This is a genomic window from Stenotrophomonas sp. TEPEL, assembly GCF_004348785.1.
GTDB classification, from domain to species: domain Bacteria; phylum Pseudomonadota; class Gammaproteobacteria; order Xanthomonadales; family Xanthomonadaceae; genus Stenotrophomonas; species Stenotrophomonas indicatrix.
In genome coordinates, this window is the sequence record NZ_QQXJ01000001.1 from 16963 (window position 1) to 33718 (window position 16756).

11 protein-coding genes and 1 pseudogene are annotated in these 16756 nt (G+C 68.7%); 4 read left to right on the forward strand and 8 right to left on the reverse strand.

The window, feature by feature from the left end; genetic code table 11:
- Positions 1-123: 123 nt before the first annotated feature.
- A complete protein-coding gene (locus tag TEP_RS00085) occupies positions 124-669 on the forward strand; it encodes a glutathione peroxidase (RefSeq protein ID WP_025875625.1) in 546 nt (181 codons plus the stop codon).
- Positions 670-756: 87 nt separating this feature from the next.
- Here the strand turns inward: TEP_RS00085 and TEP_RS00090 are convergent, their stop codons facing one another.
- The 6 genes and pseudogenes from TEP_RS00090 to TEP_RS00115 form a co-directional block, all read right to left on the reverse strand.
- Positions 757-1758, reverse strand: a complete 1002-nt coding sequence (locus tag TEP_RS00090) for a VacJ family lipoprotein (protein WP_132823543.1) — start codon at positions 1756-1758, stop codon at positions 757-759.
- A 1-nt stretch (position 1759) separates the two neighbouring features.
- Positions 1760-2071: an STAS domain-containing protein gene (locus tag TEP_RS00095; RefSeq protein WP_132823545.1), complete on the reverse strand. Its 312-nt coding sequence runs from the start codon at positions 2069-2071 to the stop codon at positions 1760-1762.
- Entirely contained in the window at positions 2061-2723 is a 663-nt protein-coding gene (locus TEP_RS00100) for an ABC transporter substrate-binding protein (protein ID WP_025875629.1), read from the reverse strand. Before TEP_RS00100 ends, TEP_RS00095 begins: the two co-directional genes overlap by 11 nt.
- Positions 2724-2779: 56 nt before the next feature.
- Positions 2780-3244, reverse strand: a pseudogene (gene mlaD, locus TEP_RS00105) (outer membrane lipid asymmetry maintenance protein MlaD); the annotation flags it as partial.
- Positions 3245-3302: 58 nt separating this feature from the next.
- The gene (locus TEP_RS00110) at positions 3303-4052 is read right to left on the reverse strand and encodes an MlaE family lipid ABC transporter permease subunit (RefSeq protein WP_006404088.1); all 750 of its coding nucleotides are present in this window, start codon (positions 4050-4052) and stop codon (positions 3303-3305) included.
- Positions 4052-4840: an ATP-binding cassette domain-containing protein gene (locus TEP_RS00115; protein ID WP_080150186.1), complete on the reverse strand. Its 789-nt coding sequence runs from the start codon at positions 4838-4840 to the stop codon at positions 4052-4054. The genes TEP_RS00110 and TEP_RS00115 overlap by 1 nt, the downstream gene beginning before the upstream one ends.
- 194 nt (positions 4841-5034) lie before the next feature.
- On the opposite strand from TEP_RS00115, the gene recC reads away from it, so the two are divergent.
- The 3 genes from recC to recD are packed head-to-tail and all read left to right on the forward strand — an operon-like array spanning position 5035 to position 13924.
- The gene (gene recC, locus TEP_RS00120; protein WP_132823547.1) at positions 5035-8376 is read left to right on the forward strand and encodes an exodeoxyribonuclease V subunit gamma; all 3342 of its coding nucleotides are present in this window, start codon (positions 5035-5037) and stop codon (positions 8374-8376) included.
- Positions 8373-12047 (forward strand): exodeoxyribonuclease V subunit beta, encoded by a 3675-nt coding sequence (recB, locus tag TEP_RS00125; RefSeq protein ID WP_132823549.1) that lies wholly within the window; start codon positions 8373-8375, stop codon positions 12045-12047. Before recC ends, recB begins: the two co-directional genes overlap by 4 nt.
- Positions 12044-13924, forward strand: coding sequence for an exodeoxyribonuclease V subunit alpha (recD, locus tag TEP_RS00130; RefSeq protein WP_132823551.1), 1881 nt, complete (start codon positions 12044-12046; stop codon positions 13922-13924). The genes recB and recD overlap by 4 nt, the downstream gene beginning before the upstream one ends.
- Before the next feature lie 305 nt (positions 13925-14229).
- Here the strand turns inward: recD and TEP_RS00135 are convergent, their stop codons facing one another.
- Both TEP_RS00135 and TEP_RS00140 read right to left on the reverse strand, forming a co-directional pair.
- Positions 14230-14622 (reverse strand): hypothetical protein, encoded by a 393-nt coding sequence (locus TEP_RS00135; protein WP_132823553.1) that lies wholly within the window; start codon positions 14620-14622, stop codon positions 14230-14232.
- 94 nt (positions 14623-14716) lie between these two features.
- Entirely contained in the window at positions 14717-16756 is a 2040-nt protein-coding gene (locus TEP_RS00140; RefSeq protein ID WP_025875645.1) for an FUSC family protein, read from the reverse strand.

The window sequence follows — 16756 nt, forward strand, 5'->3', positions numbered from 1 at the left end:
GCGTGATTCCCAATGCCGACGCCGGCAAGTCCTGCAGCAGCAAGAGCGACTCCAGCGGCCGGCACTACCAGTGACGTCGGCGGTATGCTGGTGGGCCTTTCCCCGTTGTAGCCGGAGCCCCGCGTGAGCACCTCGATCCAGGATATTTCCCTCACCACCATCGACGGCCAGCCGTCCTCTCTTGCCGACTACCAGGGCAAGGTGCTGCTGCTGGTCAACGTGGCGTCCAAGTGCGGGCTGACCCCGCAGTACGAAGGCCTGCAGGCGCTGTATGCGGAAAAGCACGCGCAGGGGCTGGAAGTACTGGGCTTCCCGGCCAACAACTTCCTCGGCCAGGAGCCGGGCAGCGAGGCGGAGATCCAGCAGTTCTGCCAGCTGACCTACGATGTGAGCTTCCCGATGTTCGCCAAGATCAGCGTGGCCGGTGAAGACACCCACCCGCTGTACCAGCAGCTGACCGCCGCGCAGCCGCAGGCGATCGGTGAAGGCCCGCTGCGCGAGCGCCTGGCCAGCAAGGAGATTCCGATCCACCCGGCACCGGCGGTGCTGTGGAACTTCGAGAAGTTCCTGGTTGGCCGCGATGGCAAGGTCATCGCCCGCTTTGCCCCGGACGTTGCCGCCGATGACGCGCGCCTGCGCGAAGCGGTCGAGGCGGCGCTGGCGGCCTGAAGACGACGTGCCAACCAAGGTTGGCACCTGCCGGTAAAACAAAAAACCCCGCCGAGGCGGGGTTTTTTCATGCGTTGCCGGCAGCGGTCAATTGGTCCACTGCGGCATCGGCATCGCATCGACCGGGATCGGCGAGTTCGCATCGTCGCTGCCACGCTCGCGCTTGCCACGCAGGTCGTTCTCGATCTGGTAGTTGCGGCGCTGCATCCAGGCATCGCGGACCAGGGCGTATTCGTCCACCGCGGTATCGCGCAGGTCGTCGATCGCCAGCAGCTGCGCGCGGGTATCGACCAGCTGCAGGCCCTGCAGACCGATGCGGTACTTGTCGCTTTCGATGCGGCGGATCGGCGACAGCGGGATATCACCGGCCAGGCCGAACACATCACGCACGGTACGCGGGCCGAAGAACGGCAGTTCCACGTAGCGCGAACGACGCCAACCCCAGGCTCCCAGGGTCTGCCCGAAGTCCTCGTTGCGTCGCGGCACCATCGCCTTGCTGGCCGGGTCGAACAGGCCACCGATGCCCAGCGTGCTGTTCATCAGGAACCGGCCCAGGCTGTCCCAGGCGTCGGCCGGGCGGCCCTGCAGCAGCTGGTTGGTGATGGTCAGCGGCGCACGCAGGTTGCTGAAGAAGTTGCTCACGCCGGTACGGGCAAAGCGCGGCACCACGTGGGTATAGGCGGTTGCCAGCGGGCGAGCGATACCGCGGTCGACCGCGTTGTTGAACCCGTGCACCTTGCGGTTGAACGGTTCCCACGGGTCGTAGGCGGTAGTGCTGGTGGTGCTGCCATTGGCGCCGTACAGCGCGTCGAAGTCGTCATCGCCGCCCGGTGCGGCGGCGGTGGCCTCACTGCCGGTTGTACCCTGCGAGGCGGTAGCCGGTGCCGGCGCGGCCGCAGCAGGTACGGGGGCGTCGGCTGCGACGCTCGCAGCAGGCGCATCCGCACCAGCAGTGTTGTCGACCGTGGTGGTGTTCGTCGCCGGCACCACGGTGTCGGCGGTTGGCGCGTCGCTGCGCGCCGGCTTGCCGGCACAGGCGCTGAGCGCGGCGGCCAGGAGGATCAGAGGGAAAACGCGCACGACGTTCATGTCAGCTCGCAGCAGAAGTAGCGTTGAAGTCCAGGTCGGGCGACAGCCGGTAGGCCGCGCTCAGCTCGTTGTAGCCGGCGGGGGCGCCGGAGATTGTCAGCGGATGGCCGCCCTGGCGCGCGCGTGCGGCCAGCTCGGCCAACAACGCCAGGCCGGCGCTGTCCACGCGCTCGACCTCCGCCAGTTCCAGCCGCGACAGCTGCGCCGGCAGGGCCTGCAGTTGCGGCCACAGCGCGATCACCGCTGCACGGTCGAGCATCCCGCGCAGGCGCAGGGTGTCACCTTCCAGCAGCGCCAGCGCCTTATTTGCCATTGCCGGCCGGCCCAGCCTGCATGCTGCCGCTGCGCAGTTCGGTGGCCACCTGCTTGATGCCCTTCTGTCGCAGCGGGGCATCGAACTGGTTGCGGAAGGTCTGCACGTAGGAGATGCCTTCGATGTTCACGTCGAAGATCTTCCACTGGCCGCCTTCGTTGCGCATCCAGTACTCCACCGGCGTCGGCTCGCTGCCGGCACGCACCAGCTCGGTGCTCACGCGCACGCCGCGGTTGCCCGGCAGCGGGCTTTCGCCCTTCAGGCGGAAGCTCGGCTTGCCCTGGATGTTGAGCAGGGTCGAGCCATAGCGCTGCATCAGGTTGTCGGCCATCGCATTGGCGAACAGCTTGATGTCAGCGTCCGCAGCGCCGCGGGCGTGCGTGCCCAGCACCAGGCGCGCGGCATAGTCGCGGTCGAAGGTGCGGTTGAGCTCGCTGTCGATATAGCTGCGCAGGCTGGCCGGGTTGCCGCTGAATTCGGCACGGCGCTGCTGCAGGGTGGTGAGGATGCGCGTGCTGGCGTCGATCACCACCTTGCCGGCCTGGCCCTGGGGGGCGGCAGCAGCGGGGGCGGCAGCCTGTGCCTGGGCCAGGAACGGAGTGGCCAGCAGCAGCGACGAGGCGAGCAGGGCCGGGATCAGTTTCATCTTCATGGTTGCGGTTCCGTTGCAGGCGCCTGCGCGCCATCGTTGGGCTTCGGAGCAGCGCCGCCACCGGCGCCGCCACTGAACATGTATTTGCCGACCAGCTGGATCAGGTCCACGGCCGGCTGGGTGAAGACGATCTCTTCGCCGGGCTTGAGCACGTCCGGATCGCCGCCGGGCTGCAGACCGATATAGCTCTCGCCGAGCAAACCACTGGTGAAGATGCCCGCCGAGGTATCGGCCGGCAGATCCTTGACCTTGCTGTCCATGCGCAGGGTCACGATCGATTCGAACTTCACCGGGTCCAGATCGATCGCTGCGACCTGGCCGACGGTGACACCACCGATCTTCACCGGCGCCTGCTTGCGCAGCTGGCCGACCTGGGAGAAGCGTGCCTTGAGTTCATAGCCTTCGCCACCCCAGCTCCAGCGCTGGTTGGTCGAGGCGACGGCCAGCACCATCAGCGAGGCCAGGGCCAGCAGCAGGAAGGCGCCGACGGAGAATTCGAGTCTGGGACCGCGGATGGCCATGTGGATTACCTGATCAGTCGTGGTGGCCGCGCGCCGATGCGCACCGCCGATGGAGGGGTTAGGTGAACAACATTGCCGACAGTACGAAGTTGAACATCAGCACCAGCAGCGAGGCGTTGACCACCGCACGGGTGGTGGCGACGGACGTGCCTTCGATGGTCGGTTCGGCGTGGAAACCGACATAGGCGGCCACCAGGGCCGCGGTACCACCGAAGATCGCCGACTTCAGCATCGCCACGCCGAAGTCGTCCCAGAAGTCCACGCTGCCACGCAGCGCCGACCAGAACACGCCGTTGTCCAGGCCCAGCACGTGCACGGCTTCGAAGTAGCTGGCACTGATCGCCAGCGAACAGAAGATGCCGGTCAGCAGCGGCACGGTCAGTACCGCCGCCCAGAAGCGCGGTGCCACGGCCTTGGCCACCGGGTCGATGGCCATCAGTTCCAGCGCCTTGATCTGGTCGGTGGCGCGCATCAGGCCCAGCTCGGCGGCGATCGAACTGCCGGCGCGGCCGATGAACAACAACGCGGTCAGCACCGGTGCCAGTTCGCGGTACAGCGACAGGCCGAGCAGGGTGGACAGCGCGTCGGCCGCGCCGAAGGTGGTCAGCGTGCGGTAGCCCTGCAGGGTCAGCACCAGACCGACGAAGGCACCGCCCACGGCGATGATCGGCAGCGAGCGCGCACCGATCTTGTAGATCTCGCGGGTCAGCTCGGCCAGGAAATCACGGGTCGGCAGCGAACCGCGCAGCACGGTCAGCGAGAACAGGCCGGCACGACCCAGCGAGCGGGTGGCTTGCACGAACGGCATCAGGCAACCCTCGCGCGCGGTGCGGCATCAAACGGGATGGGACCATCGGGCTGGCCATGCAGGAACTGCTGCAGCAGCGGGTCCTGGCTGGACTGCAGCGCCTCCGGCGTGCCCTGGAACACGATGCCGCCATTGGCGATCGCGATTACCTGGTCGCAGATCGGCAGGGTCTCGTGCACGTGGTGGCTGACGATGATGCTGGTCAGGCCCAGGCTGTGGTTGAGGCGCTGGATCAGGCTCATGATCACCCCCGAGGCGATCGGGTCCAGCCCGGTCAGCGGCTCGTCGTAGATCATCAGCGGCGGGTCCAGGGCCAACGCGCGGGCCAGTGCCACGCGCCGGGCCATGCCACCGGACAGCTCACGCGGCCAGGCATCGGCGGCGGCCAGCAGGCCGACCGAATGCAGCTTCATCTGCACCAGCCGGCGCAGCACCGGTGCCGGCAGGCGGGTGTGGGTGCGCAGCGGCAGGGCGACGTTCTCGGCCACGGTCAGGTCGGTCAGCAGGCCATTGCCCTGCAGCAGTACGCCGACGCTCTTGCGCATCTCCAGAAGCTCGGCGGTACGCTGCGGGATGGGTTTGCCGAACAGGGTGACGTCGCCTGCAACCGGACGCAGTTCGCCGGTCAGCGCCGCCAGCAGGGTCGACTTGCCGCTGCCGGACGGACCGAGCACCGCGGTGATGCTGCCCTTGGGCACCTGCAGCGAAACGTCGCGCAGGATCGTGCGCCCGCTCCGGTCGATGCGGACGTTGGACAACTGCACCAGACTGGGAGTGGAAGCCGACATGGGCACCCTTAACGTTTTTTCGACATTGAAGCATCGGGTCAGACTGCTGAACATAAGCAGACTGGACGGTGCAGTATTGTTGCACGGTCGGACCGTCGCCAGACCGGGACAATTCCGAAAACGACCGGAACAATCCGTCGCGATCACCGTACCCCGGGATTGAATACGGGCGGGTGTGCTGCACACTGTGCACGATGAGTGACCCGGGCAGCGACTTCCGCCTCTACCATTCCAATTCGCTGGACGTGCTGGCTGCCCTGCTGGCGCGCAACGTGCGTGTGCCGGTGCCGGGACAGCCGCTGCTGGCGCCGGAGGTGGTGCTGATCCCGCAGGTGGCGATGCGGCGCTGGCTGCAGGCGACACTGGCTGCCGAGTATGGCGTGGCCGCCAACCTGGAATTCCTGACCCCCGGTGAGTTCGTCGCCCGTGCCTTGAACGCCAATGTCGAGGGCGAAGCCGACGACCTGGACGCGGCCGCCCTGCGCTGGCGCCTGTACCAGGCCCTGCGCGATCCGCAGCTGCTGGCACAGCCACCGATGCGCGCGCTGCAGTCCTATCTTGCCGGGGGCGACGCGCTCAAACCCTGGGCCCTGGCCGGCGAACTGGCCTCGGTGTTCGAGAAGTACCAGGCCTGGCGCCGCGACTGGCTGCTGCGCTGGGAAGCCGGCGCCGACGCGGCCGATCCGCAGGCCATCCTGTGGCGCAGCATCGCCGCCGGCCATGGTTACCGCGCGCGCCGCATCCAGGCGTACCTGGACCGCTTCGAGGGCGCCGGCCAACCGCTGCCGCAGGGCCTGCCGGCGCGGATGTCGGCGTTCGCCACCCTCAACATCTCGCCCGACGTACTGCGGGTGATGGCCACCCAGTCGCGGGTGGGCGAACTGCATTTCTATCTGCCCACGCCGGTGCAGTCCTACTGGGGCGACCTGCAGACCTTGGCAGAGCGCCTGCGCAGCGGTGCGCCGGACCCGTTCGGCGAGGCCGCCGGCGAGAACCGCCTGCTGGAAGCGTGGGGTGCGGCCGGCCGCGATTTCATGGCGGTGCTGGGCAGCTATGAAGTGGTGCATCCGGCCGGCGAGATCGCGGCCTATTCCGACCCCGAGCAAGACACGCGGCCGACGATGGACCAGGGCGGGCTGTCCGACAGCCTGCTGCATCGTCTGCAGCGCGACCTGTTCCACCGTCGTTCCTTGCCTTCCGGTGAACTGCGCGATGGCCTGCGCAGCGACGACCCGAGCCTGCAGGTGCACGCCTGCCACACCCGCCTGCGCGAGCTGCAGGTGCTGCACGACCAGCTGCGCAGCCTGCTGCAGGACCCGCGCTTCGACCCACCGTTGCAGGCGCGCGAGATCGCCGTGCTGGCGCCGGACATCGATCCGTATGTGCCCTATCTGGAAGCGGTGTTCGGCGGACGGGGGGGCGAGGACGAACACATTCCCTACGCGCTGGCCGACAGCAGTCCATTGGCCGGCGAGCCGCTGGCCGATGTGTTCGTGCACCTGCTTGGCCTGCCGATTTCGCGCTTCGGCCTGAACGAGGTACTGGATCTGCTGGCCAGTGCCCCGCTGGCCGAGGCCGCCGGCCTGGAAGCGGTGGACTTCGACCGACTGCATGGCTGGCTGCAGCAGGCAGGCGCACGCTGGGGCCTGGATGCCCAGCATCGCGACCAGCTGCAGGCCCCCAGCGATGACGCCTACACCTGGCAGTTCGCGCTGGACCGCCTGCTGCTGGGCCACGCCACCGGCAGCGAGGTGGACCTGGCCGGGGTGGCGCCGTGGATCGAACTGGAAGGCGGGGCGCTGGATGCGCTGGACCGGCTGCTGCGCCTGCTGCGCGTGCTGGCCGTCTACCAGCGCCGGCTGGGCGAGTTGTTGACCCCGGCACAGTGGCGGCAGCGCCTGCTGTCGCTGCTCGATGCCCTGCTGCCGACACCACCCAGCTCGCCCAACAGCCAGCGCGCGCTGGAGCGCCTGCGCAAGCTGCTCAACCAGTTCGCCGAGGATGCGCACAAGGCCGGGTTCGTCGATGGCGTGCCGCCGGAGGTGGTGCGTGCGCACTTCGCCGGTGCGCTTGCCGAGGCCGATACGCGCGCGCCGCTGCTGACCGGTGGCATCAGCTTCGGGCGCATGGTGCCGATGCGCCTGCTGCCGTTCCGGGTGATCTGCGTGCTTGGCCTCAACGATGGTGATTTCCCGCGTCGCGACCCGGCCGCTGGCCTCAACCAGCTAACCGCCGAGCTGGATACGCCGCGCCGCCGTCCCGGCGACCGCTCCACCCGCGAAGACGATCGTTTCCTGTTCCTGCAGCTGTTTGCTGCTGCGCAGGACGTGTTCTACCTCAGCTATCTCGGCGCGGACCCGCGCGATGGCAGCGTGCGCGAACCCTCGGTGCTGGTCAGCGAACTGATCGATGCCGCCGCGGCCTATCACCTCGATCCGTCGACCGCCACGCGGGACTTCACCGTGCGCCACGCGCTGCAGCCGTTCTCGCCGGCCGCCTTCGGTGACGGCGATCCACGCCGCTTCAGCTACCGCCGGCAGTGGCACCCGGCCGCCGGTCGACTGGGCGGGCAGCGCGGCGGCCTGCTGCCGTGGTTCGACGCCGCACTGCCGCCGCCGATGGACGACGCGGTGGAAGAAGAGGTCTCGCTGGAGAGCCTGCGGCGTTTCCTGTGTGATCCGGCCGGGCAGTTCCTCGCACAGTCGCTGGGCCTGCGCCTGGCCGACGACGTCGAGGACGTCGACGACCTGGAGCCGCTGGTGCTGTCCTCGCGCGGGCCGGAGAAGCGCAGTGTGCAGCTGGCCGTGGTGCAGGCCACGCTGGCCGGCGACAGCGAGCCGCTGTACCCGCGGCTGCGCGCACGCGGGCTGTTGCCGTCGGGCATCCTCGGCGAACGCCAGTTTGAAGTGGAGCGGCTCAAGACCCGCCCGTACGCCACGGCCATGCTGGGCTGGTTGCAGGGCACGCCGCTGGAGAGCCGCCGCTATGAAGTGGAGATCGACGGCGTGCGCCTGCATGGCCGGGTCGGTGATCGCCATCCCGAGGGCCTGGTGCGCCTGCGCGCCGGCGCCCTCAATGGCAACGCGGTGATCCGCCAGGGGCTGGACTGGCTGCTGGCCAACGCCGCCGGCGATGCCTTGCCGCTGGTGCAGTTCTACGACGGCGGTGATGCCGGCCCCGGTCCGCATGCATTGCCTGCCCTGACCGAGCCCGCAGCACGCGGGGCATTGCGCGCGCTGCTGCAGCTGCGCCAGCGTGGCCTGCGCGAACCACTGCGGTTCGCGCCCTACACCGGCTGGGTTCTGTTCAACGCGCCGGTGGAAAAGCAGCGCAGCGAAGGCTGGAAACAATGGCATGGCAGCGACCGCAGCTGGGGTGAAGCCAACAGTGATGCCTGGCAGCTGCTGCTGCGTGGCGCCGACCCGTTCGCCGACGACGCCAGTTACGCCGACCTGCTGCGCAACAGCCAGGTGGTCTTCAGCGCCGTGCGCGAAGGGCGCAGCTTCGGCAATGATCCACAGGCGGGCCACGCATGAGCAGCGGTGCCGAGGACGCTTCCATCAACACGCATTACCCCGACCCTTACCTGGCGTTGCCCCTGCACGGCACGCGACTGATCGAAGCCAGCGCCGGCACCGGCAAGACCTTTACCCTGGCCACGCTGTTCACCCGTCTGGTGGTCGAGCAGGGCCTGCGCATCGGCCAGATCCTGGCGGTGACCTTCACTGACGCCGCCACCCAGGAACTGCGCAAGCGCATCCGCGAGCGCCTGGCCCTGGCTGCGCGCCTGGTCGATCTGCCGCCCGGCGACGATGAAACCCCCGATGCGCTGCTGACCCGGCAGGTGCTGCAACGTCATCTGCAGGATGGCACGGAAACCGCAAAAGCGTTGAAGCGGCGCCTGCAGGTAGCCGCCGACGAGATCGACCTGGCTGCGATCTTCACCATCCACGGCTTCTGCACCCGCGTGCTGCGCGAACATGCGCTCGAAAGCGGGCATACCTTCGACCCGCCCGAGCTGTTGGCCAGCGATCGTGAGCTGCTGGAAGAGCTGGCGGCCGATCTCTGGCGTGTGCATGCCAACGACCCGGCAACGCTGGAACCGCTGACCTGGTTGTGGTCCCACCCGGAGGCGCTGGCGGCTGACCTGCGCGCGCTGCTGGCATCGCCACCGCTGCACCCGCCACTGCAGCCGCTGGCCGTGGACGATCCGCGCCCGGCGCTGCTGGGCGCGGCGGCGGAACTGTCGATGGCCGTGCGCGAGCACGGTGAGCGCTTCTTCCTGGACCTGTGCGAGGCGGTCGACAACAAGTGGATCAACGGCGTTTCCTACAAGCTGGGCTGGTTGCACGCGCTGGGCCGGCAGCTGTTGGGCTGGGCCGAGCGCGGCGACGCAGCCGAACTGCTGTCCAGCGACCGCTTGCCGGCGCTGCTGCCCGACGCGCTGTTGGCCAAGACCAACAAGAAGTTCGCCGACCGCACACCGTCCTCGCCGCTGCAGGCACCGCTTGAGCGCTACGTGGCACTGCTGGCCCAGCGCGAACAATGGCTGCGTGCCACGGCACTGAACTTCCTGCACGCCCTGCGCGAGGAAGCCACCCAGCGCCTGTCGGCGCTGAAGCGCGTGCGCCGCGTGCAGACCTACGACGATCTGATCGACGGCGTCGCCCGCGCGCTGGAAGGCCCGCAGCGGCTGGCCCTGGTCAAGCAGCTGCGGGCGCAGTACCGCATCGCCCTGGTCGATGAATTCCAGGATACCGATGACCGTCAGTGGGGCATCTTCCATACCGTGTTCGGTGCCTCGCCGGAGGTGGACGAGCTGGGGCTGCAGCCGGCGCTGTTCCTGATCGGTGACCCCAAACAGGCCATCTATGGCTTCCGCGGCGGCGACATCCATACCTACCTGAAAGCCAAGCAGGTGGCCGAGCAGGCACCGGCGCTGGACCAGAACTTCCGTTCGCGCCCGGCCGTGCTGCGCGCGCTGCAGGCGCTGTACGACAACGCTGGCGAAGATGCCTTCCTCGAACGCGACATCCGGTTCGAGCCGGTGCGGCCCGGTGGCGTGCGTGTCGATGAGGACTACCTGCGCGATGGCCGGGCCGCACCAGCGCTGACCCTGCGCCTGCTGCGCAGCGACGGTGAAAAGGCCCTTGGCGCCGATGCGTCGCGCGACGCGGCAACCCAGGCCTGCGTGGCAGCGATCCACCAGATCCTGCTGGAGGCGCGTGCCGGCACCGCGCTGCTGCGTGGGCGCCCGGTGCAACCCGGCGATATCGCCGTGCTGGTGCGCTCGCATCGCGAAGCCACGCTGGTACAGCGTGCGCTGGCCGCAGTCGGCATTCCCGCGGTGGCGGCCGGCAAGCAGAGTCTGTTTGCCACCAGCGAGGCCCGTGACCTGCGTGCGTTGCTGCTGGCGTTGCTGCAACCGGCCGACGAAGGGCGATTGCGTACTGCATTGGCAACGGTGCTGCTGGGGCAGCGCGCAAGCGCGATTGCCAGCATGGAGCGTGAGGGGGACCTGCAGCGCGGGTTCCAGGCACAGCTGCTGCACTGGCGCGAGCGTTGGCAGCGTGGCGGCCCGTTCGCGGTAGTGGCCGATGTCTGCGCCGCCCAAGGCGAGCGCCTGCTGGCGCTGATCGATGGCGAGCGGCGCCTGACCAATTACCTGCAGCTGGGCGAACTGCTGCAGGAAGCCTCCGCACAGGCACTGGGCATGCACGGCCTGCTGGACTGGCTGCAGGGGCAGATGGCCAACGCCGACCAGGATGACGAGCAGCAGCTGCTGCGGCTGGAGTCCGACGCGCGACGGGTGCAGATCATCACCCTGCACAAGAGCAAGGGCCTGGAATACCCGCTGGTGTTCCTGCCGTTCGTGGGCATCGATGGCGGCGCGCCAAACACCGCCACGCACTGCACCGTGCACCTGCAGGGTGAGCGCCAGCTGCATTGGAAGCTGGACAGGGACGATGCCTGGGACGCGGCCAGCAGCCAGCGCGAGCGCGAACAGCGTGCAGAAGACGCGCGCCTGCTGTACGTGGGCCTGACCCGCGCCGAGCATGCCTTGTGGATCGCCACCGGCGATCTGGCAGGCCATGCGAAGACCCGCCTGGCGCCGTTGCTGGGCGACCTGCAGGCGCTGCGAGCGCACGCGGACGTGGACCTGGATGACAGTGCGCCGCCGGGCCGCCTGCCGCAACTGCTGGCCGAAACCGAAGGTGAGCTGCCTGCGGTGCGTGCCTTGACCCGACGGGTGCCACATGACTGGTGGGTCTACAGCTTCACCCAGCTGGCGCATGCCGACGCTGGCAACGGCGACGATATCGAAGCGGCGGCCACCGAACTGCCGGCACCGGCTGCCGACGAACCTGCCGGTGCCGAGCTGCCGCTGGAGCCGGCGTTGCCGGACGCTGCCGCAGAAGACACAGTACCGCCGGATCCGCGCTTCATGGGCAGCCGCTTCGGCAATGTGCTGCACGATGCGCTGGAGAACGTCGACTTCGCACTGTGGTCGCACTGGCAGCCGCAGCAACCGGCACCGGAGGGACAGGCCGACGTGCTGCGCCGCTCGCTGCACGACGAAGGCTATGCCGACGAGGATCTGGACGATGGCGTGGCGGTGCTGGTGCCGCTGGTCGGCCACACCCTCACCGTACCGCTGCCCGAAGGCGGTGCGCTGTGCAGCGTGCCCGAGCATGAGCGCCGGGCCGAAATCGAGTTCCACTTCGCCATCGAGCCGACCGCAGTACCGGTGCTGCTGCAGCTGCTGCACGAGCACGGTATCTCCAGCGCACGGCGCGGTTTCGGCCTGCGCAGAAGGCTGGAAGGCCTGATGACCGGCAAGATCGATCTGACCTACGTGCGTGATGGCCGCTGGTATGTGCTGGACTACAAATCCAACCGGTTGCCGGGTTACAGCCCGGACCTGCTGGAGATCGCGATGCGCCACAGCGAGTACGACCTGCAGGCGCTGATCTATACCGTGGCCCTGCATCGCTGGCTGCGGTTCCGCCTGGGCGCGGCATACGACTACGGGCGCGACATGGGCGGTATCCGCTATCTGTTCTGCCGGGGTCTGGATATTGCCGGCAATGGCGTGCACGTGCAGCGCTTCGCGCCTGAGCTGGTGGATGCGCTGGATGCCTTGTTTGCGGGCGGCGAAGCAGCCCAGGCCGAGATGGCGGCGCGCGCGCGCGGAGAAACCGCATGAACCTGCTGCGCGATCTGCATCGCAGTGGCCAGCTGCGCACCCTGGACCACGCCCTGGCCATCAGCCTCAAGCGCCTGCGCGAAGACACGCCGGACGACGTGGCACTGGCCGCCGCACTGGCCTCGCTGGCCGTGGCGCAGGGGCACGCTGGTTTCGATCCGCGCCAGCCCCAGCGCGTGATCGATGGCATTCCGGCATGGCCCGAACCTGCGCAGTGGCTGGCGCAGCTGCAGGCCTCGCCCTGGGTGGCGACCCCGCAGGATGCCAGCGCCGCCGCCGCGGAAGCGCCGCTGGTGCTCGAGAACGGTCTGCTGTACCTGCGCCGCTACCGCGAATACGAGCGGCAGTTGGCTGTCGGCCTGCAACGCATCGGCCGTCATCCGCTGCCTGCACCGGACATGGCCGCCGTGGCGCCCCTGTTCGCGCGTCTGTTTCCGCACGCCGCGACGAGTGAGGACCACCAGGCCCGTGCGGCTGGCGTAACCCTGCGCCACCCGCTGGCCCTGGTCACCGGTGGTCCCGGTACCGGCAAGACCACCACCATCGCCCGCCTGCTGCTGCTGTTGGCGGCACAGGCGCAGCAGCAGGGCCTGCCTGTGCCGAAGGTGGCGTTGGCTGCACCCACCGGCCGCGCCGCCGAGCGCATGGCCGAAAGCCTGCGCCTGGCCGTCCAGCGGCTGCAGGAGCAGGGGCTGGAGCCGGCGCTGTGCACCGCGCTGCCCAGCACAGGCACCACCCTGCATCGCCTGCTCGGGGTGATTCCTGATTCACCGCGCTTCCGCCATCACGCCGACAACCCGTTGCCGGTGGACGTGGTGGTGGTCGACGAAGCTTCGATGATCGACCTGCCGCTGATGGCCAAGCTGGTCGACGCGATTGCCAGCGGCACCCGCTTGATCCTGCTCGGCGATCCCGACCAGTTGCCGTCGGTGGAAGCCGGTGATGTGCTCAGTGCCATCCTGCGCGCCAGCGGCGATGGCATCGGCACCGGTGCCGACGATGCGCAGGCGCTGCATGGACTGCTGGCAGCGGCGACGCTGCAGCCGCAGGCACCGCCGCGCGCGTTCGCAGGCCGACGCGTCCAGTTGCAGCGTGGCTACCGGCAGAGTGATGCGCTGGACCTGGCGCCGCTGGCGCAGGCCGTGCGTGGCGGTGACAGTAATACCGCCCTGCGCCTGCTGCGCAGTGGCGGGCTGGCTGGTGTCCGTTTCCATGAAGGCGAGGCGGACCCGTTGCGTGGCCAGCGCGAGCATCTGCTCGACCACTGGCGCGCACTGGCCGACGCAGTGGACCCGGCGCAGGCACTGCAGCAGGCCAGCCGCCTGCGCGTGTTGACCGCACTGCGCGAAGGCCCGCAGGGCGCGCGTGGCCTCAACAGCCGCATTGAACAGCTGCTGGCTGGCAACACCCCGGGCTACTTCCAGGGCCGGCTGCTGCTGATCACCGAAAACAGCTACCGTCACCGCCTGTTCAACGGCGATATCGGCATCTGCCTGCGCGATGGCAGCGGTGCGATGGTGGCCTGGTTCCCCGGCGAGACCGCCGACCAGCCGCGCGCCTTCCACCCGGCAGCGTTGCCCGCACACGAGAGCGCGTTCGCGATGACCGTGCACAAGGCGCAGGGTTCGGAGTTCGATGAAGTGTGGTTGCAGCTGCCGAGGCAGGACAGCCGCGTGCTGTCGCGCGAACTGGTCTACACCGGCCTGACCCGCGCCCGCCAGCGCCTGCAGGTGGCCGGCAGCGCCGAGGTGCTGGAGGCGGCATTGAAACGACATGCCAGCCGCCTTGGTGGCCTGGCGTGGCGGCTGGGTGCGGAAGAGGTGACCGAGGAACCGGCGCGCGGCGAAGAACCCACCGTGCAGGGCACGTTGTTCTAAACGCCAGCCTCGCCATCACGTCGGTCACCTTCATCCACGCACGGCGTGGATCTACCGTGTCGACCAAGGTCGACACCCACCAAGGGCAGGCCTTGCCGTTCCAACAGATCGCAGAAAACTGTCGAAGGCGGGGTGGGNCCGGTTGCGGGGGCGTGAGCGCCATGGATGGCGCGACCGAGCCTCCATGGACGGATTTACGGCGTCCCCCGCAACCGGACCCACTCCGCCATCCCAAGGATCGCTCGCTTTTGCCGTTGCCGTTGACGTTGATTCGGCAGGTGCAGGGCGCAGCCCTGCCGCCAAATCTATTCCGGCATCAACCCATCCGGATACACGATCGCCGCTTCATCCGCACTGACATCGAAGAACCCCACGCCGTGCTTCTCGGCCAGGTCCTGCACCCGCCCATGCGCGCGCTCGGCCACCGAGTACGCGAACGCGCCATAGATCACATGGCGGCCGATGCTGTACTCGGTCACCTCGGCGCGATCATCATCGTCATTGCTCAGTGGGCCGTTCATCGGCGGAAATTCCTGCGCCATCTCCGCGAACCATGCCTGCAGCGCCGGGCTGCTGACCGCCGGGTCGTCGTACTCGTGGCTCTCGCCCCACTGCGCCTGCTTCTCGAACCAGGCGATGAACGCCGCCGCTTCACGCGGGGCGACGCTGGCCTCGAACACCATCATGTCGTAACTCATTGAACCGTCCTGTTGCCGTGGCGTAAGGACGCCGGGCATGGCCCGGCGCTACCGGATGACGATGGTAGCGCCGGGCCATGCCCGGTGGATCGCATCAGACGGACGGCGCTGCGGCGTCCGCCAATCCCGGCGCCAACGCCTTCGCGTCCGGGAACAGCGCAAACCGCAGGCCGACCAGGCCCATCAGCGCCTCGTCGCGCGCCTTGCAGGCGGCCACGCTGCCGACCCGGCCCAACGAGGTGTCCAGCCGCTCGCGCAGCGCCTCGGCGGCCACAATCGGCTTGCGTGCGGCGATCTGCCGCCGATAGTGCACGGCCACTTCCTCCAGGATGTGCTCGACCGCCTCGCGGCTGCGCTCCGGCAGCTCAAGGCGCGCGCGGCGCAGCTGCAGGATGTTCAGGCCGATGCGCGCCTCGTTGAGCATGTCCACCGACGCGATGTCGCTGCCTTCCGGGGTCGCTGCCAGGCGCGGTGCCAGCAGGCCGAGCAGATCCAGCATGCGCGCGGCGAAGCGCTGGCGATCCTGCTGGCCACGGCCTTCGGCCGCTTCGGCCAGGGTGGTCCAGCCCTGCCGTACCAGCCGGCGCGCGGTCCATTCGGCACCCACCGAGCGGAACAGCCGGGTCATCACCACCGCAAAGCCAATGCCGATGAACATCGCGATCGACGAGTTGGCGAAGGTCTGCACGTTGGCACTGTAGGTGTTCTGCAGGCTGAGCAGCGCAGCCAGGTTGACCGTCAGCGGCAGCGCGAACAGCGCGCTCTTCGGGTGGTGCAGCAGCAGGCCCAACGGCAGGAACACCACCGCCAGCACCAGCGCCAGCAGGCCGAAGTCGTGCACGGCGGGGAACACGCCGAACAGGTACACGCCGGCGACCAGCGAAGCCACCATCGCCCACACCAGGAACGAGACCATGCTCGGCGCCGGGTCGTCCTGTGCCGCGAAGAACGCGGCGGTCACCGCGGCCATCATCGCGCCGTTGCCACCGCCCTCCCAGCCCAGGCCGATCCACAGTACGCAGTAGCTCATCAGCGCCACGCCGGCGCTGAGCGCGGAGAACAGTGCCATGCCGTAGTCGACGTGCTTGTCGGTGGCGGCGCGTTCGGTGCGGATGCGGTAGTGCGCACGGTCCAGCGGCGCGGTGCCCTGGTCGATCGCGTGCTGCAGGGTGCGGCAGTCCTGCCACAGGTCCACCAGCTCCTCCAGGCGCAGCAGCAGGCTGGCCAGCTGCAGGTGCTGCAGATCGCGGTCCACCTGTGGCTTCAGCGCACTGATGCGTGCGCGCAGGCGCGCGTAGTCGCTGGCACTGGACGGCGTGTCGATCCAGTCGTGGATGTCATCGACCAGCGTCGGCAAGCCCTCGGGCAGGGTCTGTCCATCGCTGCGCAGCGCACTCAGGCGGTCGGCGATCGATGACAGCACCGGCAGCAGCAACAGCATGCGTTCGCGCAGGCGCTCCATCGATACGGCCGCGCCGGCATGGCGTGGGTCATCGCGGCGCAGGAACTCGATCAGCGCCTCGAACTGCACCAGGTCGGCGGCCAGCCGGTTGCGTGGGGCATGCGCGCGGCCGCGCTCGAGGATCTGCCTGCACCACTGCGCCGCGTCCTCCATCCAGTTGCCGATGCGCGCGCCGAGCATCGGCCGCACCGAGGCCGGGAACAGCAGCGAGGCGAACAGCACCGCTACCACCGTACCGAGGATGATCTCCTCGCTGCGCGCCACCACGGTGTCGAAGATGGTCTCCGGCGAGGTCACCGCCGGGAAACCGATGAATGCAGTGGTGTAGCCGGCCAGCAGGAACGCGTAGCCACGCGGACCACGGTTGAGCAGGGCCAGGAACAGGCAGCCGGCCAGCCAGATCGACATCGCTGCGCTCAGCACCAGCGGCGTTTCCACCAGGGCGGGCAACATCAGCAGGGTGGCCAGGCCGGCGGCAAGGGTGCCGAGGATGCGGTACACGCCCTTGGCCCGGGTAGGGCCCAGCAGCGGCTGGCTGACGATGTACACCGTGCCCATCGCCCAGTACGGGCGCGACAGGTTGCCGGCCATGGCGATATACAGCGCGACGATCGCTGCCAGGTAGGTCTTGATCGAGAACAGCCAGGCCTGGCGGTCGGTCAGCCCGTTCAT